At 41.8% G+C, this 22,964-nt stretch carries 22 protein-coding genes and 1 tRNA gene; 11 read left to right on the forward strand and 12 right to left on the reverse strand.

The window, feature by feature from the left end:
• Positions 1-22: 22 nt before the first annotated feature.
• A complete protein-coding gene (locus CKW03_RS19915; RefSeq protein WP_093099873.1) occupies positions 23-1,999 on the reverse strand; it encodes a tetratricopeptide repeat-containing sensor histidine kinase in 1,977 nt (658 codons plus the stop codon).
• Between the two features lie 147 nt (positions 2,000-2,146).
• Positions 2,147-5,482, reverse strand: coding sequence for a DEAD/DEAH box helicase (locus tag CKW03_RS19920; protein ID WP_093099877.1), 3,336 nt, complete (start codon positions 5,480-5,482; stop codon positions 2,147-2,149).
• A 158-nt stretch (positions 5,483-5,640) separates the two neighbouring features.
• Between CKW03_RS19920 and CKW03_RS19925 the strand changes: the two genes are divergently transcribed.
• From CKW03_RS19925 to CKW03_RS19935, 3 genes are read left to right on the forward strand one after another with little or no spacing between them, the layout of a single operon-like run.
• A complete protein-coding gene (locus CKW03_RS19925; RefSeq protein ID WP_093099878.1) occupies positions 5,641-6,327 on the forward strand; it encodes a hypothetical protein in 687 nt (228 codons plus the stop codon).
• A 35-nt stretch (positions 6,328-6,362) separates the two neighbouring features.
• A complete protein-coding gene (locus CKW03_RS19930) occupies positions 6,363-6,629 on the forward strand; it encodes a hypothetical protein (protein ID WP_139185510.1) in 267 nt (88 codons plus the stop codon).
• Positions 6,630-6,632: 3 nt separating this feature from the next.
• Positions 6,633-7,310, forward strand: a complete 678-nt coding sequence (locus CKW03_RS19935; RefSeq protein WP_139185511.1) for a hypothetical protein — start codon at positions 6,633-6,635, stop codon at positions 7,308-7,310.
• A gap of 37 nt (positions 7,311-7,347) precedes the next feature.
• On the opposite strand, the gene CKW03_RS19940 is transcribed toward CKW03_RS19935, so the two are convergent.
• Positions 7,348-8,220 (reverse strand): AraC family transcriptional regulator, encoded by an 873-nt coding sequence (locus tag CKW03_RS19940; RefSeq protein ID WP_175486335.1) that lies wholly within the window; start codon positions 8,218-8,220, stop codon positions 7,348-7,350.
• Between CKW03_RS19940 and CKW03_RS19945 the strand changes: the two genes are divergently transcribed.
• Positions 8,219-9,424, forward strand: coding sequence for a CynX/NimT family MFS transporter (locus CKW03_RS19945; protein ID WP_197700961.1), 1,206 nt, complete (start codon positions 8,219-8,221; stop codon positions 9,422-9,424). The two genes, CKW03_RS19940 and CKW03_RS19945, sit on opposite strands and share 2 nt — an antisense overlap.
• 41 nt (positions 9,425-9,465) lie before the next feature.
• On the opposite strand, the gene CKW03_RS19950 is transcribed toward CKW03_RS19945, so the two are convergent.
• Positions 9,466-9,537 (reverse strand) — tRNA-Arg (locus tag CKW03_RS19950).
• Positions 9,538-9,839: 302 nt separating this feature from the next.
• On the opposite strand from CKW03_RS19950, the gene CKW03_RS19955 reads away from it, so the two are divergent.
• From CKW03_RS19955 to CKW03_RS19980, 6 genes are all read left to right on the forward strand, one after another.
• Complete coding sequence (locus CKW03_RS19955; protein ID WP_093099883.1) at positions 9,840-10,472, forward strand: peroxiredoxin; 633 nt, start codon at positions 9,840-9,842, stop codon at positions 10,470-10,472.
• A gap of 71 nt (positions 10,473-10,543) precedes the next feature.
• Entirely contained in the window at positions 10,544-10,858 is a 315-nt protein-coding gene (locus tag CKW03_RS19960; RefSeq protein ID WP_093099884.1) for a thioredoxin family protein, read from the forward strand.
• Complete coding sequence (locus tag CKW03_RS19965) at positions 10,839-11,096, forward strand: DUF6952 family protein (protein ID WP_093099886.1); 258 nt, start codon at positions 10,839-10,841, stop codon at positions 11,094-11,096. The genes CKW03_RS19960 and CKW03_RS19965 overlap by 20 nt, the downstream gene beginning before the upstream one ends.
• Before the next feature lie 299 nt (positions 11,097-11,395).
• Positions 11,396-13,834, forward strand: a complete 2,439-nt coding sequence (locus CKW03_RS19970; protein WP_093099887.1) for a PIG-L family deacetylase — start codon at positions 11,396-11,398, stop codon at positions 13,832-13,834.
• 8 nt (positions 13,835-13,842) lie between these two features.
• A complete protein-coding gene (locus CKW03_RS19975; protein WP_093099889.1) occupies positions 13,843-14,040 on the forward strand; it encodes a hypothetical protein in 198 nt (65 codons plus the stop codon).
• 105 nt (positions 14,041-14,145) lie between these two features.
• Positions 14,146-15,861, forward strand: coding sequence for a sodium:solute symporter family protein (locus tag CKW03_RS19980; RefSeq protein WP_093099890.1), 1,716 nt, complete (start codon positions 14,146-14,148; stop codon positions 15,859-15,861).
• A gap of 32 nt (positions 15,862-15,893) precedes the next feature.
• Here the strand turns inward: CKW03_RS19980 and CKW03_RS19985 are convergent, their stop codons facing one another.
• The 8 genes from CKW03_RS19985 to CKW03_RS20020 form a co-directional block, all read right to left on the reverse strand.
• Entirely contained in the window at positions 15,894-16,820 is a 927-nt protein-coding gene (locus CKW03_RS19985; RefSeq protein WP_093099892.1) for an N-acetylmuramoyl-L-alanine amidase, read from the reverse strand.
• Between the two features lie 5 nt (positions 16,821-16,825).
• Positions 16,826-17,869 (reverse strand): DUF3078 domain-containing protein, encoded by a 1,044-nt coding sequence (locus tag CKW03_RS19990; protein WP_093099894.1) that lies wholly within the window; start codon positions 17,867-17,869, stop codon positions 16,826-16,828.
• Between the two features lies 1 nt (position 17,870).
• Entirely contained in the window at positions 17,871-18,632 is a 762-nt protein-coding gene (locus tag CKW03_RS19995; RefSeq protein WP_139185512.1) for a peptidase associated/transthyretin-like domain-containing protein, read from the reverse strand.
• A 66-nt stretch (positions 18,633-18,698) separates the two neighbouring features.
• Positions 18,699-19,541 carry a glucosaminidase domain-containing protein gene (locus CKW03_RS20000; RefSeq protein WP_093099897.1) on the reverse strand — a complete coding sequence of 281 codons (843 nt, stop codon included), beginning with the start codon at positions 19,539-19,541 and terminating at the stop codon, positions 18,699-18,701.
• 18 nt (positions 19,542-19,559) lie between these two features.
• Complete coding sequence (locus CKW03_RS20005) at positions 19,560-20,066, reverse strand: glycoside hydrolase family 73 protein (protein WP_093099899.1); 507 nt, start codon at positions 20,064-20,066, stop codon at positions 19,560-19,562.
• Positions 20,067-20,087: 21 nt separating this feature from the next.
• Entirely contained in the window at positions 20,088-20,723 is a 636-nt protein-coding gene (locus CKW03_RS20010; RefSeq protein WP_093099901.1) for an O-methyltransferase, read from the reverse strand.
• A gap of 459 nt (positions 20,724-21,182) precedes the next feature.
• Positions 21,183-21,815 (reverse strand): GTP cyclohydrolase I FolE, encoded by a 633-nt coding sequence (folE, locus tag CKW03_RS20015; RefSeq protein WP_093099903.1) that lies wholly within the window; start codon positions 21,813-21,815, stop codon positions 21,183-21,185.
• Positions 21,816-21,838: 23 nt separating this feature from the next.
• The gene (locus tag CKW03_RS20020; RefSeq protein WP_093099905.1) at positions 21,839-22,252 is read right to left on the reverse strand and encodes a 6-pyruvoyl trahydropterin synthase family protein; all 414 of its coding nucleotides are present in this window, start codon (positions 22,250-22,252) and stop codon (positions 21,839-21,841) included.
• A gap of 51 nt (positions 22,253-22,303) precedes the next feature.
• Here CKW03_RS20020 and mqnB point away from each other — a divergent pair, with 51 nt between their 5' ends.
• Positions 22,304-22,945 carry a futalosine hydrolase gene (gene mqnB / locus CKW03_RS20025; protein WP_093099907.1) on the forward strand — a complete coding sequence of 214 codons (642 nt, stop codon included), beginning with the start codon at positions 22,304-22,306 and terminating at the stop codon, positions 22,943-22,945.
• Positions 22,946-22,964 lie beyond the last annotated feature (19 nt).

The following is a 22,964-nucleotide window of genomic DNA, read 5'->3' on the forward strand; positions in this document are numbered from 1 at the left end:
ATAGGAAGTATAATCTTAAAGTCTACACGCTCAATTCAATATTGACAATGGTTCCTTCAGCTGGCATAACATCGTAGTCCAGGCTTCCCTTCATAATGTCCACGCGGTTCTGGATATTGTTTAGACCCAATCCATTGGATGCTTTCGCTCTGGATAGATCGAATCCTTTTCCGTTATCCTCTACAGTGATCAAGATCTGTTCATCATTTTGTATGCATTGGACTAGGATATGGTTGGCGTCTGCATGGCGAAGGGCATTGCTCAATAACTCCTGGATAATGCGATAGATATTGACTTGGTAATGCTGATTTAAATTGGGGTCTAAGCCCTCGGTCTGCAGTTCAATTTCGGTACTGTTATTGGATAGTGCGCTGCAAAGGTCTCTCAAGGCAACCTCGAGTCCGCTTCGCAAAAGATTGGAAGGCATCATATTATGTGCAATCCGGCGTAGTTCAATGATGGATCGGTCCAATTGATCCACAGAGCTATCTATTTCAGGTTCTTGAAAGTTATTCTGTACCGCAGAGAGTTTCATTTTAATGCCGGAAAGAGCCCCTCCCAGCCCATCATGTAGGTCCTGGGCTATCCTTTGCCTTTCCTTGTCCTCTCCTTCCAAAAAAGCCTTGGTGACCTGTAATTCCCTTTGCTGTTCAAGTTCTTTAAACTTAAACTCATTCTCTCTTTTCTGGTTTTTCAGGATATTGTTCAGGTATAGGAATGCCAATAGGAATACCGCAGCTCCTACAGCCAAGAGCAGCACCCAGAGCCTTTGGTTCTTTTGGACCAGCTCTGCCGCTTGTTTCTCAGCCTGTAATTGGGAAATCTGTTTTGCTTTTTCTGCGGATTGATACTTGTTTTCCATATCTAGCATGTCCCTCTTGTAGTCAGCGGCATGCAAACTATCATTTACCGTGATATATTTTTGGGACCATTCATAGGCCTCTTTCATATTTCCAGTGTTGGCATAGGTCTCAGCAAGGAGGTTGGCATAGGAGTTACGGTCGCCTGGCAACAGGGTAGCACTTTTCAAAAGATCCTTCATTACATCGATAGCCTCAGCATTTCTTCCAATCTTACGTAGCAGGTTGAACTTGGCAAATTTGGAGCGGTTGATATAGAAGTTTTCCGGTCCCGAACCTTGGAATGCAATAGCTTTATCAAAGCTGTTGATGGCTTGCTGATATTTCCCCAGCTTTTCGAAATATACCCCTTCAGGGAAGTAATAGAAAAGGAAAACATTCGATTCAGGATAATCCTTCAAAACGGCATAAGCTGCATCCAAATAGGCCTTGCTGGAATGCAGGTCGTTCAGGTAAAGGTTGTTTTCAGCCAGCAGGATGGTCACTTCCAATATTCCCTCCAACTTGGTGATTTCGCTCTCCGAAGGGGCTTCTTTGAAGAGTTCAAGTGCGTTTTTGAGGTATTCATTCCCCCGAACACGTTCAGTGGCGTTTAGGAGGCTGGTGGCAACAAATTTATTGGCATTGGCAATGCTGAACTTATCCTTTGATTCCTTGGCATAAGGAAGGGCATGGTTAATATAAGATTCCAGTCCTGCTTTCTCATTTCCACTTAACTGGTTGAGTACGCCACGCATGATCCATAGCCCACTCAGGGTCTTCTTTGCTTCTGGGTCCTGAATGTTCCTTAAAAGGCTATCACTCCGGTGGAGGTTATTTTCAATCTTGGTCATTTCTTCCAGACCGATTCCGTAAAGCGCCTCATTATAGCTGGCTATCCCTTCCAAAAGATTATTCCCTTTCGCATATTGTATACCTTGTTCCAATCGCTGTTTGGCGAGGTCCATGTTCCTATATTTCTTGTACATGTAAGACAAGCGGAAAGCGGTCATCGCCTTGGCGCTATCTGTTTTTGACTCCGAGAGTCTCTTTTCCAAAATCTTCAGATATTCCTGGTCTTCACCAATCCGGATAACCAATTGTGAGTAAGCAGTTAGGGTCAGGCAGCATAATAAGCAGAGGGAAACAATATACTTCATAGTCAAGGTTGAAAAAACAGCTAGTGCAGTTAATTATTATCAGCTAAATTATTGAAATTAAGGGAAACGTACAAAATAATTGAATCGAAGGAAAATTTAGACCAAGGGGTTGTTTTTTCAATTAATTGAAAAACAAGGAGGTCGGTATTAAAGCATGTCTAAAATGTCGGCCTTACTCAATGTGTTGAAGAATGCGTTTTCTGTTTGGATTAGATCTTGAGCCAGCTTGCTTTTCCGCTTCTGTAACTTCAGGATCTTTTCTTCAATGGTATTTGAGCAGATCAAACGCACGGCCACCACATTTTTGGTCTGCCCAATCCTATAGGATCGGTCGATGGCTTGGTTCTCCGCTGCTGGGTTCCACCAAGGATCGACGAGATAGACATAATCTGCTTCTGTAAGGTTCAAACCAACCCCGCCTGCTTTTAGACCGATCAAAAAGATCCGGACTTCCTCGTTGTTCTGGAAGTTGTGGACCTTCTTGCCTCGCTCCTTACTTTGACCTGTTAAGTACTCAAAGGAGATATTTCTTTTTCCCAATTCAGCTCTGATCAAATCCAGCATCTCTACAAATTGGGAAAAGACCAAGATCTTATGTTCCTTAGATTTATTTAGGATCTGTTCCAAAAGGATTTCGACCTTAACCGCATTCTCTGCGGCATGGCCTTTTTTCAATAGCACTGGTGAATTACAGATCTGCCTGAGCTTGGTGAGCCCAGTCAGGACGTGCATGCTGTTTTTCTTGATATCCTCATCCTCATTGGCTGAAATAAATTCCCTTAACTCGGTTTCGTAGGCCTCATAGATCTTCCGCTGTTCCTCATTCATTTCGCAATAGATAAGCATTTCGGTCTTCTCGGGAAGTTCCTTGGCTACTTGCTTCTTTGTTCTGCGAAGGATAAAGGGCCTCACCTTTTCCTGCAGCTCAATGGCTCTTTTGCTATACTGGAATTGGTCGATCGGGATGGCATAGGTATCCTTGAAGAATTGCTTGCTCCCCAATAAACCAGGACTAGCGAAGGATAGCTGCCCATAGAGGTCAAAAGTATTGTTCTCAATAGGGGTTCCGGTCAGTACAATCCTGTTCCTAGCCTGTAATAAGCGGGCGGCTTTATACCTTTCGGAGTTCGGGTTCTTGATCGCTTGGGATTCATCCAAGAATATATAATTGAATTTATAGTTCTTTAGGAACCTGATGTCAGAAAGCAGCATGCCATAGGTCGTCAGGACCACATCATGGCCATCAAGTTGATCTATGCTCTTTTCGCGATCGGGTCCATAATGTTTCCTTATTTTGAGCGATGGTGCAAATTTTGATATTTCTTCCTCCCAATTGAAGAGAAGCGAGGTGGGCACTACGATCAGGTTGGTTTTTTGACCATGCTTTTCTTTTTGCGAAAGGATAAAAGCTATGATCTGAACGGTTTTCCCTAAGCCCATATCGTCTGCTAGACAGCCCCCGAAATTATAGGTGTCCAGAAAATTTAACCAGTTCAAGCCTTCTTGTTGGTAGCCCCTTAATTCAGCCTGAAGGGCTTTTGGTTTTGGGACAGGCATTATCTTCAGCTCCGAAGAAAAATCTGATTTCAACAAATCGATTTCATGCTGCACCTCCTGACTTATCACTTCTTTTTCGAAAAGATCGGACACCTCGGAGTAGTTAATCTTCGGAATGGTAATCATATCATGCTCTATATCTCCGATACGGAAATAGCCAGCAATGCGTTCGATCCATTCCTCAGGAAGCAGACCTAGGCTTCCATCATCAAGCTGCACGTATTTGCCCTTATTGCGGATCGTACGATGGATCTGTCTTAGGGAGGCCTGCTGCTGTCCAAAACCTACTTTCAACTTGGCATTGAACCAATCCACACCGCTGATAACCTCTATACTAATCTTGGCCTTATGGGAGTTGATCCTGTTATTCTTAATCTCACTGAATCCTAGGATGGAAATATCTTCTTCACGCCATTGTTCAAAGACCTCAATAAACCAATCGTCATCGAGGAACTTGTCTTTGTGCAGATAGAAATACTTCATTTCAGCGACCTGCACTTCAAAGTCAGGATGCTTATCCATGATGCTGGACAGCAATTTATCTTCTTCAGCGTAATTGCGATGGATCTGAAAAACATTTCCATTTCTATCGGTATCAAAGAGTTGCTTTTTTGAATAGGTCGGCACCTCTATTTCTCCATATTTCATGACAGGCACGATGGATATATAATTTCCATCTTGCTGCAGATAGATCAGCTTTTGCCGATCATAGCTCCTCTCCTTAAGCTGAGCTTGGGTCGCCTGCTTGATATAGCTGTAATTGATATGCAGGATCTCCTCCAAAGGCGAAAGGATATCCCGAAGGAATTCCTCGTACTTGTTGGCATGCATGATCAAGATTTCATTATTGGCCTTGAAAAACTTGATAACCCGCAATAGATCTGGGTTATCGATAAAATAGAGCGTTTTCCGGAAGTACAGGAGGTAATCATTGCGGATATCCAAACCCTGGAAACCTAAGGCGCTATCGTTGAAGAGCAACTCGCCTGTAATTTCATAGAAGGGTTCTTTTTTAAAGACGGACAGTTTGATTTCGGCATGTAGCTGTTCAAACTTTACTAAAGTCAGGGTTTTGGGAGAAATTGATTCCGAGACCTTCCGCTCATGGATGTAAAAGTCTAAACCTAAAGGATTCTTAACGATCTGTTTCAAAGGTTCAGCATCCAGGTCCAGCTCATCATCATTGTATTTATTCTGAAAACTATGGATCGCCGTATAGAACTTGAGCAGGTCCGGATCATCAATCTTCCAGACCTGAGCCATGGGATCCATAACCTCAAAAGGTGTTTTTAATTTTCCAGCCTTAGTCTGGTCGGCTTTCATCAATTGGAAATTCAATTGGTTATAATACCGATGTTTATCGATAAGAATAAAAGGCTTCTTGCTATTCGTTTCTTGACGCAGGGCTTTAGGCTTAACTTCTTTTGGACTTAATCCTTTGGCAAAGGCTTGTTTGTCATAAGGTACTAAACCCTGGACCTTTGGTTCAACGGACAACTTTCCATCGATATTATGCAATTCAAAGAAGTTGTCCAGATGGCTTTCATTTTGCAATCCATAAGCCTTAGCGAATTGCTTTAGCGTTTTTTCTCGAAGAGTAGCATCAAAGAAAACCCGATATTCTGGTTTTTCCAGAATGGCATGTATGGTCTCGCCCTGATGCTCACACATCTTCTTGGAATAGTTTTGACAAGAACAACTCGTTACAATTCGATCCGACATCTGAACCACGGATACCCTTGGATATTCAAGCCCAACAATAGCCTTTGTAAAGACTCCACAGTTTCTTTCCAGGCTGATGGGAATGATGTTTTTATAATCCTTATTGTCCATAAAGCCCGCCCTCTCGACATGCTTGAGGATCTCAAATACGGAAAGCGTGCTGAAATTGTATGCAGGAAGAATATGTTCTTTATCTATTCCCATGAATTGGAGTGAATGTGGAAGTAAGGATACGAAAATTTGATCTTTTACAGGTCGCTTTATTGATATTAATTGCCAAAAGATTCAACAAAATTAAAAATCTATAGAATAATAACATTTGTTTTAATTCATGGATTAATTTTATTTATATTTTGTTTAAAATGAGTAGCTTAAACCACAGTCCAACTCCTGCTAAGACTTTCAATGTAGTCTTAGGATTATCCTTTGGCACCATCTTCTTATTATTGATGGCCATCGGCCTTCCGATCCTAATCCATTCACAACAAGGTGATTGGAAATACGATTTCGATAAATCTCCAGCAACCGCTTTCTTTTATTTAGGATTGGGCCTAGTTCTCTGGCTTACCGGAATCTACCTGTTTTATAAGAGATCCCTTTCCAACCTATTAAAAGCAAAAAGAGATTATAAAAACCTAATTCAAGATGGTAAAAGAATTAAAGGCAAAATAGTCGAACAAAGGATCTTACAGCAAACTGCCGATGGAGAAAGCAAAATGATTAGGATCTCTTTTGTAAACTTAGTAAAATCAGAGATGACATTTAGTTTGCCGTTTGTTGATACCAAGCCTGAAATGAACCGCTACCAAGTGGGTAAGGATATTGGATTGATGGTCAGCACGGATCCGAATAAACCAAGGATCATGTTGGAGGATGGAAAGGTAAGAATCGACAAAAGCATGTTGATCTATGGTTATTCCGTCCTTGCGGTATTGATATTGACGCCCATAGGGCTATTGATTTATGGTATGTTTATGAGAGCCAAGGCGCAGGATGGCGCTATCTCTCCTTTGGGCATCCCTTTATTCTCTCGCCTTTTCTGGCATTGATATATCTCGGGGTGTTCTCTATTTTCAATGCTTTTTTGCCAAAATCTACTAAATCGGATCGTTTACTTCTCTATGGAAAGCCCGCTGTCGCGACCATAGTGTCGACTCAACAAACGAACCTTTCGGTCAATGAAAAGCCTCAAATAATAGTTACCATAGAGTTTCAGGACAAGGGGAAAACCATTGTAGCTACTTTTAAGAAGTTGTACGGCCTCTTGGACATTTCCGGAATAGCTGTTGGGAACCAAATAAATATCTTATATGACGCGGAAGACCCGCAATCCATTGAAGTTGTCGATTAATTTATGAATAGGACTTATTACCATATTATATCCTGCATTGCAATCCTTACAATGTTTTCCTCCTGTCAGCAGATCAAGAAAAGTTTTGAGGACACCATGAAACCGAAGCCAAGAAAGGAAGAAACGGACCAAACTACACTGCTAACTGGCAAGTCGACATCCAATAGTAGAGAAATCAAGGATACGCATAAAAATAAACAGCAAAGTGTTTATGAAAGCGCCGAAAAATTGGACGAGATACAAGCTGAACTCATGAACCTGCCCCAATTCAAGGGCAAGAAGATCAATATGCACCAGGACCTTTATTTCTTTGACTTTCAGGGCGGTCGTATCTCAATCAAGATCCAAGACCCTGATAAGCCCGAAAACATCGATCAATATGATTATTCGGACGGTAAATGGAAGGACCCTACCCCAGTAAAGGTCACTGGAAACTTAAAGATGGTCGATCTTCTATTCCCTATAGAAGACATTAAATTTTCTACCGGCAAGAAAATCCATGACAGCCTAATCGAAGAAGCAAAAAACATAGAAGGAGGTGTACCTGCCGACCATGTATATTTCGTTCACATGAAGGTAGCGAACATGGATGTAACGCATTGGTATTCTTCTGTGAGTGGAGCTCGAAAGGACGTTTATTTTTACTTTGATAAAGACGGGAATCTTACGGAGAGAAGATAGGCAGCAATTCTCTTTTTATTTCTACATCTTCAGCGAGTTAAGGCTTCAGCTTAGGTCCATCCTTCATTAAACTGGAATAGGAAAGGCTGAAAGCCGATAAACTTTGATATCCTACCTTATACGCTATCTCCGTTAGGGTATAATTTTTAGTATCGAGAAGTTCGATACTTTTTAAAATGCGCACTAACTGTAAATACTTCTGCAGCGTAATCCCTGTTTCCTTCTTAAAGATCCTTTGTAGCGTCCTGACCGAAAGGTTTGCCATATTCGCCAAGGCCTGGATATCAAAATTGAACCTATAGTTTTTGTTGATATAATTACAGAGCGGAATCAACCTATCATCCGAAGGAACAGGGATTTCAAGGGACATACTCTCTTCGCAAAAGTTAGGGAGACTGTACAATAAAGCTTTCAAAAAGAGCTTTTGCTCCTTGTCGATATCTAGGACCCTATTCCATTTGGATGCATAAAGCAACATTTCCTTTAATACGGCTGGCGCTGGAAAAACATGCGTGTTCATGAAAAAATCCCCTTTTGGAACCTCTTTAAAGAGAACAGACATCAAATTCACCGAACTTGACTCCGTTGTGGTCTTATGTGGTTTTGCGCTCGGAATCCAGATGATATGGTTTTGTGGTACTAAATAAATCTTTTTATCGATATGAAAATACTGATACCCTTCAGTGATGTAGTTTAATTGAAAACTGCGGTGCTGATGCTCCATGTCATCATGTTTCCATTGTGCATCATACCATACATAGGTATCAGCGGTTATATTATCCACGTATTCACCGATCAATTTCTTCTCATTACCCTGTTTATCCATGTCGTTCTGTATGTAGTAAATGGCAAAGTTAATAAAAACGACAGGCTTATCTTTGTAGCTAAGATCAGATACAAGTAAAATCATGGGTGAAACAATGCAACAAAACAATAAGACAAGGAATACATGGCTCGGTATATTGCTTATCATTTGGGTGGGGAGCAACCTAAGATCGCCAATAACTGCTGTCGGCCCAATCTTGGATGAAATCAAATTGGCCTTGGACCTAGATAATATCCAAGCCAGCCTTTTGACCTCCATCCCTCTTATTGTATTTGCATCCTGTTCTATTTTGGTAAGTAAAGCCACTGAAAAGCTAAATATCCGGCATGGCCTGATTTATTCCTTGGTGATTCTGATTATCGGAATGTACCTAAGGGTAGCAGGGAACATCACATCCCTTTATTTGGGATCGGTTTTGATAGGTTTAGGAATATGCGTGGGTAATGTTTTGACTCCTGCCTATATCAAGAATGAGTTCCCGGCAAAGATCGGGCTAATGACCGGTATATTTTCGGTTTCGATGAATTTGGTTGCGGCATTAGCCTCAGGCTTTAGTATTTCCATAGGCGAATGGACCGGTGCCGGCTGGAAAGGGTCCTTATCTGTCTGGATCATTGTTGCAGTCATTGCCTTACTGATTTCATTTGCTGAATTATTTTGGGGCAATAAACCCCAAAGCCAACAGGTAAGTACATCAGAAAACATAAAGTTCAATATTTTCCGTTCCAAACAAGCTTGGAACATCAGCCTCTTTATGGGCTTGCAATCATTAATTTACTATTGCTTGGTAGCTTTTCTACCGACTGTCCTGATGGAATACGGGATGAGCAAATCCGCTGCTGGTTGGGTGTTTTCTATCCTTCAGTTGGCGATGTTGCCTGTTATGCTTATCAGTCCGATTGTCGCCAGTAAGATGAAAGATCCAAAATCTCTGATTTATTTAATTGGCGTTCTTTACTCTGCTGGGATTATCATGCTTTTATTATTGAAAGACCAGTATATCTATTTTACAGCAATCCTCCTGGGGATTGCAGGTGGATTGGCATTTAGTTTAGCCATATTGTTCTTGTCGGCAAGGAGCAAAACGATGGTGGGCACGATAAAGATTTCAGGCAAGGCGCAGTCCATTGGTTATCTGATTGCGGCTTTTGGCCCGCCCTTATTTGGAAAATTACACGATTACGCTCTATCCTGGTCCTATTCATTTTATTTCCTGTTGCTGGTAATTGTTTTGATGATGGTCTTTGGGAGAAAGTCTGCAAGGCCATGGTTCGTGGAAGAGCATTAAGCTATAAAGCAAAAAAGCAACTCAATGAGTTGCTTTTTTAGTAGCCCCGAGCAGAATCGAACTGCTATCAAATGTTTAGGAAACATCTATTCTATCCGTTGAACTACAGGGCCGTGCTGCAAAACTAATATTTTATGGAATCAGAGCAAATTTTATTTTCAACTCATTTCTATTTATCCCTTTGCATTTCCATTCAAAGGTCAAAAACACTTTTCTATCCCACAAATTTTTCTTCCCTAATATCCCAAACAAACAACAGCCTGTAAATCAAAAAGAAGCCCTTTTGTGATATAAGTCATTCTTATATGTGATACTGGTTTTAAATAGATAAAACCGATAGTTAATAGCTATTATCGATTATTTTTAGGCTGTAAAAAGTGTATCTTTGTACTACAAAAAAGAAAAGAAAATTATTATGAGTTTTACAGGTAAAAATTTCCCGAACATTACAGTAGATGCTATTGACTATTTAGGCGACAATTTCACTTTGAATTTGTTCGAAAAAGCACAACAAGAAAACAAGAAGGTCCTATTATTTTGGTACCCGAAAGACTTCACGTTTGTTTGTCCTACAGAGTTACATGCATTCCAAGAAGCTGTTGCTGAATTCGAGAAAAGAAACACTATCGTAATCGGTGCATCATGTGATTCAGCAGAGGTTCACTTTGCATGGTTGAACACTGCAAAAGACAACGGCGGTATCGAAGGTGTTGAATACCCTATCATTGCTGATACTAACCGCAACCTATCTAGCGTATTAGGTATCTTAGAAATGAAAGAGGTTGAACACCCTGAATACGGAACTCTAGTGGAAGGTTCTGCAGTATCTTACCGTGCTACTTACTTGATCGACGAGACAGGTAAAGTATTCCACGAGTCAGTAAATGATATGCCTTTAGGCCGTAATGTTAAAGAATACATCCGTTTGATCGATGCTTACACGCACGTTCAGAAACACGGTGAAGTGTGCCCAGCAAACTGGGAAGAAGGTAAAGAAGCGATGAACGCTACACGTGATGGCGTTGCTTCTTACTTGTCACACAATTAATATTCCCCCATATCGAAAGAGGAGGAACAACCTCCTCTTTTTATTTCAGATCAACTCTTAAATCAAAAATCATGTTAGAAGAATTAAGCTCAGACAACTTACAAGAGGTCATCGACAGTAATGATACCGTGATGGTCCAATATGCAGCTTCTTGGTGTGGCAACTGCCGCATTATGAAGCCGAAATTCAAGAAATTAGCAGGTGAAAACGAAAACGTGAAATTTGTAATCGTAGATGCAGAGAAATTCCCTGAATCCAGGAAACTTGCTAATGTAAACAACCTCCCAACTTTCGCAGCCTTCAAAGGTGGAAAGTTGATCAATCAAGTACAAACAAATAAAATCGAAGGATTAACAGAACTATTAAATGAAGTTACCAATAATTAAACATCTCACCGAATTCATCGCTGAAAACGACGCAGACTTCGTATTGGAAACAATCGAAACCTTGGAATCGTTGACCGAAGTCCCTCAACTGAAGGACGAAGAGCTAGATGTTATTGGTGAATTGATCTCCAACATGTACGGCGCCATTGAGGTCAACAAGTTGGTTCAAGAAGGAATGCCACAGAAAGAAGCCCTGAACACCTTTATGAAGCGTGTTTTAGGCTCTATTGACAAGTAATTCGCATAAATAATCATAAGGTCAAGCTGTTGGCCACATTTTTCTTTTCCACAAAAACCTGTGCATAACTGTGTTTTTGTGGAAAAGTTTTTTTTAAATACCGCGGTTTATCAAATTGAATTGTATTACTTTTATATTTATTAAAGGTTAGACCAAAATAAAGCGCATCATCCTGCTAAAAATTGAACCAACGGAATAAACACCAAGGTTTAAAGTCGAAGATTTTTAATTGTTGGTAAAAGGAATCAAATTATTTTGATTCCTTTTATTTTTTTACCCGAATCTTATTACTTTTAAGGATGATTCACAGATTCTTAGGCCTATTCTTCCTAATCCTATCATCTTTTTCCATTGCGCTTGCACAGCAAGGCAATTCGGCTTCTCTCATCAAGCTCAAGATCGATAAACTTGGAACCCTTGGCACCGCACTTTATTTTGCGGCTCACCCAGATGACGAAAACACCCGGCTAATTGCCTATTTAGCCAATGATCGCAAATATAGAACAGCATATCTTTCCCTGACCAGAGGCGATGGCGGACAAAACCTGCTCGGAACCGAACAGGGCATTGAGCTAGGCTTGATCCGTACGCAGGAACTACTTGCTGCCCGCTCCATCGACAAAGGAGAACAGTACTTTAGTGCTGCGTATGACTTTGGCTTTTCCAAAACGCATGATGAAACCTTCAGCTTTTGGAAAAAAGAGGATATCCTCCGCGAGGCGGTCTATATGATCCGAAAACTTCAACCGGATGTCATCATCAATCGCTTCCCTCCGGATAGCCGTGGTGGACACGGACACCATCAAGCATCTGCTATCTTGGCCAAAGAAGCTTACGAAGCAGCCGCAGATCCCAATCGCTTTCCTGAACAATTAAAAGAACTGAAACCATGGAAGGCCAAACGACTGGTTTGGAATACTGCCAATTTTGGAGGGATGAACAACACCTCAGACGAGCAGTTAAAGGTGGTCCTCAATGATTACAATCCGCTTTTGGGCTATTCCTATGGCGAGATATCGGCCATGAGCAGATCCCAACATAAGAGCCAAGGCTTTGGCTCAGCTGCTAACCGCGGCAAAACAACCGAGTATTTTGACCATGTTGCCGGAGAGAAAGCAAACCAAGATCTATTTGATGGTATCAATACCAGTTGGGAACGTCTAGGCGAACCCGTGAAGAACATCGAAACGAAGATCCAGACTATACAAAACAGTTTTGACATCAATCATCCTGAAAAATCCATCAAAGACCTGGTCGCTCTGCATGCTATGGTCAAAGCTTTGAAACCCTCGGTATATAGAGACAGGAAAATAAAAGATATTGAAGACATCATCCTGTCTTCTGCGGGTATCGTTGCGGAGTCTATTGCTGCTAAGCCTAATTATGTGGTTAACCAGACTTTTCCGGTAAACAACGAAATCATTAAAAGAGCTGCAGATGTATCGGTTAAACTGATCTCGATTGATGGTAAGCAACTTGCTGAAGCATTGCCCGCCAATGAAACCAAGAAATATCCATCGGAGAAGAAGATTGCACACTGGACCCAACCCTACTGGTTAGAAAAACCTAACTCCTTGGGTAAATTCGATATCGAAGACAGCAACTTCGGAAATCCAGAGAACACCGATAATCCACACACCAGCTTTGTAATCGAAGTTGATGGCTTGGCCATAAGCATTGATAAACCGGTTGAATATCGTTTCGTAGACCCCGTACAAGGCGAAATCTACCAGCCCATATCCATTTCTCCGGCACTTACCGCGACCATCAGCTCTTCACAGGCGCTATTGCAGACCGGTGATAAGAAAACCATCAGCCTGACCATTACAAACAATAGCGATCAGGCCCAAAAAGCAGAGTTAAGCTTTAAACAATCCGATGGTTTGAACATCAGTCCGAAAGAAGCTGCGCTGGATATACCTGAGCACGGGATAGTCGTGAAGACCTTTGAGATTTCCAATCCCAAAAACACGGCAAGCAGCGAAATCCAACCCCTATTGAACGGAGAGCCGGTCTATGGCTTCAAGAGGATCGCTTACCAGCATATTCCGGACATCACCTGGTTTCCAGCGATCAACCTAAAAGTTAAAGCACTGGAAATTAACAATCCTTTGAAAAAAATTGGTTATATTCATGGTGCAGGGGATTTAGTTCCTACTGCATTGGAAAACATCGGCATACAAGTCGACCTATTGAATAGCGACCTCCTTGCCAGCACTAACTTAAAACAATACGATGCAATTATTATTGGAATCAGGGCTTATAATGTCAGTCCGAATGCCAATCAATGGTTACCCATCCTGTTGAATTATGCAGAGCAAGGCGGAACGGTATTGGCGCAGTACAATGTAAACTCCCGGATGAGCACCAATAAATTTGGCCCTTATCCATTTGAGATCAACAGAGAACGCGTAACGGAAGAGGATGCAAAGGTGACCTTTACTGATCCGAATGACCCGATCTTGAATTATCCCAACAAAATTACAGACAGGGATTTTGAAGGCTGGGTACAGGAAAGAGGGCTTTACTTTGCGACCAATATATCTCCGGAATACCGCACGCCATTGAGTATGGCCGACAAAAACGAGGAGCAGAACAAAGGCTCTCTATTGGTGGCCAACTATGGAAAAGGGAAGTTTGTCTATGCCCCGTTGGCCTTTTTCCGACAATTGCCCGCAGGAGTTCCCGGAGCTACTAGATTATTTGTAAATTTGCTGGCTAAGAACGAAAAAAATTAAAAAATATAATGGAAAATCAAATCGAAAACTCTAACGAAATCAACGTAAAAGGCATCATCCTATTAGTAGGTACTGTTTTAGGTGCTCTTACTGCTTGGGTTGCAAGTGGTACATTTTTATCATTAATTGCTGGACTTATCGGTGGTTTTATTTTTGCAATCATCTTCATCTCCGCTCTATTACCAGAAAAATCGCATGACAGATAAAGGACTACCGCCATTCGTACGAAGCTGGAGACAATTCTATTGGATCATTGTCATCTGGTTAGTCGTTTGCATAGTTCTAATGTATATTTTTACTAGATATTTTGGATGAGTAGTATCGATTGGATAGTACTCATCCTAACCTTGCTTTCCATAGTGGTTTATGGGATCTACAAAAGCAAGAACGTCAAGACCATTGACGGCTATATCCTCAGTGACCGTTCCTTACCTTGGTACACCGTAGGACTCTCAGTAATGGCAACCCAGGCAAGCGCCATTACCTTCCTCTCCGCCCCTGGACTCGCTTACTCTTCAGGCATGAGCTTCGCACAGTTCTACTTTGGTTTACCATTGGCAATGATCGTGCTCTGCATCACCTTTGTCCCGATCTTCCATAAACTCAAGGTCTATACTGCCTATGAATTCCTGGAGAAGAGATTCGACATCAAGACCCGGGTCCTAACCGCATCATTGTTCCTGATCCAACGAGGGATCTCGACAGGGATCACCATCTTTGCTCCGGCCATCATCCTATCCACCATATTGAATATAGACCTAGTGATGACCACCATCGGCATCGGTACTTTGGTCGTTATCTATACGGTTTATGGCGGTACCAAAGCGGTATCATACACACAGCTTTTGCAGATGTCCATCATATTCGCCGGGCTATTATTAGCTGGCGTTCTTGTCGTACATCTATTGCCCGAGGACATCGGATTCAAAGAAGCCTTGCACATTGCTGGAAAGTCAGGAAAGGCGAATGCCATTGACTTCAAATTTGATCTGGACAATCAATATACCGTCTGGACCGGACTAATCGGCGGATTCTTTTTGCAACTATCCTATTTCGGAACTGATCAGAGCCAGGTAGGTCGATATTTAACCGGCTCCTCAGTAAAAGAAAGCCGATTGGGATTGCTGATGAATGGATTGCTAAAAGTGCCTATGCAGTTCTGTATCCTGTTGATCGGTATCTTGGTCTTTGCTTATTATCAATACCATACCCCGCCTTTGTTTTTCAACGAACAGGTCATAGAAAAACTTGAAAACAGTTCCCATAAACAAGAATATGAGGACATCAAACAGCGACATGAACAGCTAAGTGAGGAAAAAACGGTTTATATCAACCAACTGACCGCAGCCCTAAAGGAAAAACAAGAGGATAAAATAGATGATACCAGGGTCAATCTTCAGCAATTTAATGAGAAAGATAAAGGCTTGCGCACCGAACTGGTGGACCTGATCAAGAAAAACGATCCGAATGCCGATACCAACGATACCAACTATATCTTCCTAAGGTTTGTGACCGATACCTTCCCTAAAGGACTAATAGGCCTATTGATTGCCATTATCTTCCTAGCCTCTATGGGAGCGACGGCCAGTGCCATCAACTCACTCTCCTCTACGACCGTCATCGATATCTATAGACGATTCGTAAAACGAGATGCCAATGATGCGCATTACCTAAAAGCTTCCCGTATCAGCACGCTATTCTGGGGAGTTTTCACCATAGGGATCGCCCTATATTCCAGTCAATTGGGCAACCTATTGGAAGCCGTTAATATCCTTGGATCCCTGTTCTACGGGACTATCCTTGGCATATTCCTGGTGGCATTCTACATCAAAAGAATCGGTGGAAAAGCGGTTTTCTGGTCAGCAGTGATTACGGAAGTAATCGTCATCGGGATTTGGCAATTGAATATTGTTGCCTTCCTTTGGTTGAACCTAATAGGCTGTGTACTATTGATCCTGATCGGACTGATCCTGCAGTTCTTTATGTCCAATACACAAAAAAAGGACCTCGAACCTGTCGAAGCCTAAATCCTGAAAAGGATCTTACCCATTAAAATTTATTAATAATACTTTCGATAGAGATCATAAAGGATCGCTCGGTCTCGATCCGTCAAGACGGGGGATAGATCAGACTTGACAAACTTCCGTTTAAAGGACTTGATTGCCGCATCCTGATTGGTCAGATCATAACCCATGAGCTTAAGGGCATCAATCGGGTTAAAATTGGAAGGCGGAGCCATTAAATAATTAGGATTGTACCAGATTCCGAAGCCGCGATCGGCCAACAGTTGCCAAGGGAAGAATACATTTGGATCGTCTTTTCTTCCTGGCGCAAAATCAGCGTGTCCTATGAAGTTTTTCTGCGGAATGCTATACTTGGTCTTCAAAGTGTCCAATAAGACCAGCAGTGAGTTTATTTGGGCATCTGGGAAGGGTTCAGAACCATTGTTGTCAAGTTCTATACCGATGGACACCGAATTCATGTCCGTTATGCTGCCCCATTTGCCTCTGCCGGCATGCCAACCGCGCAAATAATCATTCAGCATCTGCACCACCCGACCATCACGCCCGATCACATAATGGCTACTCACTTTGGTATGCGCCAATTGAAAGGTGCGAATGGTTTGGGCCAGGTTGGCCTGAGAAGTATGGTGGATCATCACGAAGGATGGCTTCCTGACATCAAAATGGATGGCACTGGCAAAATCATACTGTTTGCTGGTCCCCTGCAAAAACATATTCCATGCCTGTTGCTCAGGAGTCAACTCGGTATTGACAGCAAGAGTGGGAGCCACTTTTGCCTGTTCGATTACCTCTGCCGGTTTATTTAGCGTATCAAGCTTCGGCGCAGAATTCTCAACGATAACAGAAGGAGTAATGACAGCTGTATTTGATTGCAATACCTTCGACTTCTTAGCAGTAGAACAACCAACCAAGAACATTACCCCACACAACGCAGCAATCAGTCTCACCGAAATTATTCTCATCAATCTTATTTTGGTAAATTAAGCATTACACCCATGGAAAGCATCTGGTTCCATTGCACCTTGTTGTCCAGAGCAGAATCGTATAAAATAACTCCACCTAGCGCTACATTGATCAATGAGGTCACTTTAGCCGTCAAGGTTGCATCCAAACGGTGTGTTGGATCGGTAATGTCTTCATAGTCTGCAAACAGGTTGTAACGTGCTTTTAAATGCAAGTTTTTAGAAAGGTTTCTATCCAAGTTTGCGGTTAACTGAAAAGCCAGCTCATTATTGAAGTTCTTGCCTTCCTCAACACCGAACATCGGACCAGTTCCCTTGGTCACATCATTAGGATCAAAGAACTTTCCGTGTTTTCTATAATAATCAAGGGCATTATATGGTTTCAAACGATTATCCAAGATCAAGGTCTGTCTGGCCGTACCTGTACCAAAACGCAAGGAGAAGGTATCATCTGGCTTATACTCCAAACCGAATGATTCCGTAAAGTAACCCGGAGCCATAAAAGATGATTTCAAGCCCGTGATCACCTCTTCCCCATCCACCATCGCATAATGGAATGAATTGTCAAACTGGGTCTCATAGGTTAGGGATAAATAGACCGCCCATGATTTCGTCAATTTATAAGCCAGCTTGTTATCCCAGAATATACGGTCATTGTTTGGCTTCGCCAACTGGCCTTCGTTCTTCACTTTACCATATTTCAGGTCCACCTCCGAAACAAAGTTGAAGTTGTTCCTGTTGAATTCAGATTTATGCCAAAGGATACCACCTACAGCAAATGAATTCAGACCACCCAGTTTCCAGTTGTCGGAGAAAGCCGCTTGGTTGAAGTTAACCCCTAGTTTGGTCCAATGTTTCCAATAATTGACCTGTAGGTCCAATTTTGGAATCGGGACATTAATATTTTTGATACCTAGTGCTTTTCCATCCGTTTCAGGAGAAATACTGCTGTCTGGCTTTACGCGTAGCTCGCGCAAATCCTGAGCATGAACCATGCTGATTCCGAAAATAAAAATGAAAACAGGTAATAGGTAAAGTTTTATATTCATGTTAATTTTCTTTTTTTACGTCTAATTGAATATCTGGCAATTCTCGCAAAGGTCGTAAATTTGGGTGTAGTTTGAACACTTCGTATTTACTTTTTATATATTTTACCATCTGATAGTAGTTGGAGGTCGAAACAAACTCGTACGATGGCCTAAATAATTGCATAAAAGCCTTCAATTCATCTCCTTCCAAACCCACCAGACTGTTGACCAATTCCGGAGTAAAATTAAAGTCTATAATGTTTTCTTCATGGAGTTTCCCGATAAACTGGGTAAACCTCCGCGCGTCTTTCCCCTCCTTGCTGATCAATCCATAGAGCGAATTAATATTCAATCCTGCCCCTGTCATGCCCACCGAAAACAAATCGCCAGGCTTAGCTAACTCAAAAGCCTTGCCATAATCTCTTTTTATCTCATTTAAAACGTCATCTGGGTTCTTGCGCCCGACCACCGTAACGGTTTCGATATTAGCTATGTTCTCCTTCAGGTTAACGATCAGCGCACCTTGGTTGTTCACCACGATCGTATCGCTGAAGTAGCCCATCTTTTTGAACACAATGACATCCCCATTTTTTACAGGAGTCTTAAATTCGCCTCTGGCATCGTTGTAAATGTACTTCTGGGTGTTTAGGTTCCTGATTTGCACTTCTCCAAGCCTGCGCTTGCTATCCTTGTCATACACGATACCTTCCAAGCTCTGTTGCGCATACAGCAAAGCCGGAGAAAGTAAAGAACATAATATAAAAATACGGACAAGAATTTTCACTCCTATAAAACTACGTCTTAGAAGAATAGCTTGCTAATATTTAACATCTTTTAATGGGGCTTGTAACTATTTTGATACGACCAATAACTGCCCAACGGTTACAGCATCGGTGCTCAATCCATTCAATTGCTTGATGGTTTCTACAGTTACATTATATTTCCTGGCAATGGAATACATGGTGTCGGTCGCTTTTACCTCATAGATCAGCATAGCGACAGGTTTCTTGATTTCCTCAACCGGAACTTGTGGTTCTTCGACTTCCTTCTCTTCGATCACCTCTTCCACCTTCTCCACACGAGCTATGACTTCTACCGGCGCTTCCGCCCTATCATACTGCTGCAGGTTATAACGTTCGATCAGGTCGATCAATAGCTCAGGATACCTTGGGTTGGTCGCATAGCCGGCTGCCTTCAAGCCTTTCGCCCAGCCTTTATAATCATCCTTCCTTAAAGTGAAAAGGTTCTCGTAACGCTTGCGAAGAAGAAATTGAGAGTGATCGCGGAAAGATTGCTCCGGATCGTTGTAAACCCTGAAACAGTCGTTGTTGCTGTCATCAGGGCGATTGACTGATTTCCCGCTCCAGCTACCGCCACATTTGATCCCAAAGTGGTTGTTGGCTCGGGTAGCCAGGTAACTGTTTCCATTTCCGGACTCCAATAAGGCTTGCGCTAATTTGATACTCGCAGGAATACCATATTTGTTCATTTCCTCAATGGCGATCCCTTTGTAGCGATCGATGTAATTCAGTCCGCTGGTCGAAGTTCCTTTGTTGCTAGAAGATGAAGAGCTGGAATTGTTAACGGAGCTATTGGGCCTACCGTTCGGATTCTTCAGGGTAGTGTTTCTTTTAGTTCCACACGAAACAAAAAATAAGGCCAATATTAAACTGGCCAATAAAAACTTCTTCATCTTATCTGACAAATGCGCTTAATTAAGATTAATTTTTTCGTCGTACTTTTCAAGGTCATAGGTATCGATGGTTGAGATTACTTTTCTCGACCAATCACCAGTCTCTGAATACCCAGATCTAGCAATTCCCTTCACCCATCCTTTATAGTCTTCTGAATTGTGTTTGTCGAACAGTGGCTGCGTCGCCTTTCTTCTTTGGAGAAGTCCTACGAAATCACGGTAAGAATCCAACACGGAACCGTATCCTTTGTAAGCAGAACGGATCTTTTTGCTGTTATTCTTCCCTTTGATTCCAAAGTGGTTGTTCAAATAGCGAGCAATTCTACTGTTGCCATAGGCACTTTCATGAATTGCTACTGCTAAAATTACAGAGGCCGGAACCCCTGTTTCACGCATTAGCGTTTGAGCTGCTGGACTGTGTTTCTCAATGTACGACTTGGTCGTAAAATCTTGAGCGTAAAGTCCTAAAGTTGAAAGAGTGATAAGTATACATACCACAAAAATCTTTCTACAATATTCTAGCATAAAACTTGTTTTAGTTTAACACTACTTTTTGCGTAGCACAAAAAGCCCATCTCTAATCGGCAGAATAAGTTTTTCAACTCGTTTATCCTCTGCCAAGGTTTGATTTAATTCTATTACTTGCTGTGTTTGCTTGTCGGGGTTCTCGTCAAAAACCTTGCCTTTCCATAACACATTATCAACTAAGATCACCCCTCCGGGTCTCACTCGGTCGATCAATGCATTGAAGTAGTACAGGTTTCTTTTTTTATCGGCATCAATGAACACCAAATCAAAAGTCCCTTCAATGCTTGGGATTACCTCTGCTGCATCGCCGATATGATATCTGATCTGACTGGCATAAGGCGATTCATCAAAATAAGACTGAACCCGCTCTTGTTGTTCCTCATTGATATCAATGCTATGCAAAACACCCTCATCTTCCAATCCCTCTGCTAAACACAGGGTAGCATATCCTGTAAAAGTCCCAATTTCCAAAGCCAACCTTGGATGTACCATCTTGCTTATCATCGACAAGACTCTCCCTTGGTAATGCCCCGACAACATGTGCGGCATCGTCTCCTTCAGATAGGTCTCTCTATTGACCTTTTTTAACAACGAATTTTCCTCGTCCGTAGTATCTTCCAGATAGCTGTTTAATGGATTAGACTCTTCAAACATACTGCGCAAAGATAAATATTAGCCGTGCATCCAACCAAGAGATATTTTACAAATAGATGATTATCAATAATTTAGTTCGTAACAGTAGGTAAGTCAAACAGCATTTAAAGCCTTTAAACGCAACTCATAAAAAGTGAAATTTTTAAACTTTTATTTAAATTACGTCAGAATTTTGACCTTTTAGGCTGCGGCCATTTTTACCCAGACTCCTGTAATTCAATAATTTTTTTTGGACATACAAGTTGCTCTTGATATGAGCTTGGTTTCATTCGAGACACATTCGGAATTTTCCGAATATGTCTCGAATGAAACCAAAGTAAAAGCAGTAAAATGGTTGGAGAAAATTTGATGAATTTGAACGTGGAAAAATGAAAATGCAATGGGTTTTAGATTCCTTCGAAAATAAATAAAAAAAGGCCTGGATATTTCTATCCAGGCCTTAAATTATCATTAAATCTTTTATCCTAAAGAAGCGGTAATCAGTCTTAGGAATTCCGATCGGGTTACATCGTTTTGGAATGCACCGGTAAATGCCGAAGTGGTGGTTACAGAATTTTGTTTCTGCACTCCGCGCATCGCCATACACATATGCTTACACTCGATCACCACCGCAACGCCGGCAGGCTTAAGCGTTTCTTGGATACAATCACGGATTTCGTTGGTCAACCTTTCCTGTACTTGGAGTCTTCTTGCGAAAACATCCACCACACGAGGGATTTTGCTCAATCCGACGATATGCCCGTTAGGAATATAGGCGATATGCGCTTTTCCGAAGAAAGGTAGCATGTGGTGCTCACACATAGAATATACTTCTATGTCCTTTACAACCACCATTTGGCTGTATTCTTCTTCGAACATTGCACCGCGCAATAGCTCAGCAGCATCCACATCATAGCCGTGGGTTAAAAACTGAAGGGCTTTTGCTACGCGTTCTGGGGTTTTGATCAAACCCTCACGACTTGGGTCTTCGCCAATGGCCTGAAGAATATCTGTATAATGTTCTGCAATACGTTCAACATTCTTTTCGTTGTATTGGTCGATCTTTAAATAACCGTCCTGCTCTTCTTCTTCAAACTGTTGAAATTTGCTCATTCTAAGTACTTTTTTTAGGTGAATTATTCGCCGAAATACTCGACATAATTATTTTCGGTTTCATGAAGTCTGACTGCATGTAAAAAGACTTTCTCTTTTGCAAAGAAAGGCTTCAGGATATGGAAGATTTCCATGGCAATTACCTCGGTAGAGGCCATCTTTCCTTGCATGAAATCAACATCCAGGTTGACGTTTTTATGGTCTAGCTTATCGATAACCTCTCTGGTGATAATATCTTTCATCAACTTCAGGTCGATCAAGAAACCCGTTTCAGGGTTGACCAGGCCTTTTACGGTCACAAATAGGTCATAGTTATGACCATGCCAGTTTGGGTTTGAGCAATTACCGAAAACACGTTCATTCTCCTCCAATGACCAGTCTTCACGATAGAGCTTGTGGGCAGCATTAAAGCGTTCGCGTCGTGTTATATAAATCATAATGACAAAGATAAAGTAAATTAACGTAAATTAGTACTTTGAGCCACATATATGAAAACTCTTGTAGTAGCAGCAACGGAACTAGAAATAGCCGCATCCATCCCCACTTTTATTGAAACTAAGACAGATTATTTGGTAACCGGTGTGGGCATGGTTGCCACGGCCTTTGCCTTGGGTCAATACCTACAGGGAAAATCCTACGACCTGCTGGTCAATGTGGGTATTTCGGGCACCTTCAATCCCTACCATAAGTTAGGAGCTTTGTTAAAGATCAAAACCGACCGTGTATTTGAGTTCGGTGCGGAGAATGACCAAGATTTTATCCCGATCGATAGCCTTGGCTTTGGCAATTCGGTCTTTGTAGAAAGCCTTCCGGAGACTGCTCTGCCGGCGGAGTTTTATGAAATCCCCTATGTGGATGCCATTACGGTGAACAAGGTACACGGCGCTGATAACAGCATTGACCGGATCAAAAAAGAGCATGGACTGAACCTGTTGGAAAGCATGGAAGGGGCTGCATTTTTCTATGCAGCGAATAAATTAAGGCTTCCTTGTGTCCAAGTAAGGTCAATTTCCAACTTGGTGGAAAAGAGAAATGTAGAAAATTGGAACATCCCTTTAGCGTTAAATGAGCTGAATTCTTGGCTACAGCGCTTTCTAATTGCTCTACAAGATCAAAAACCCCTTTTGTAAATCGATTGTGTAGACCCTT

It is taken from the genome of Sphingobacterium mizutaii (genome assembly GCF_900187125.1).
Classification (GTDB): Bacteria; Bacteroidota; Bacteroidia; order Sphingobacteriales; family Sphingobacteriaceae; genus Sphingobacterium; species Sphingobacterium mizutaii.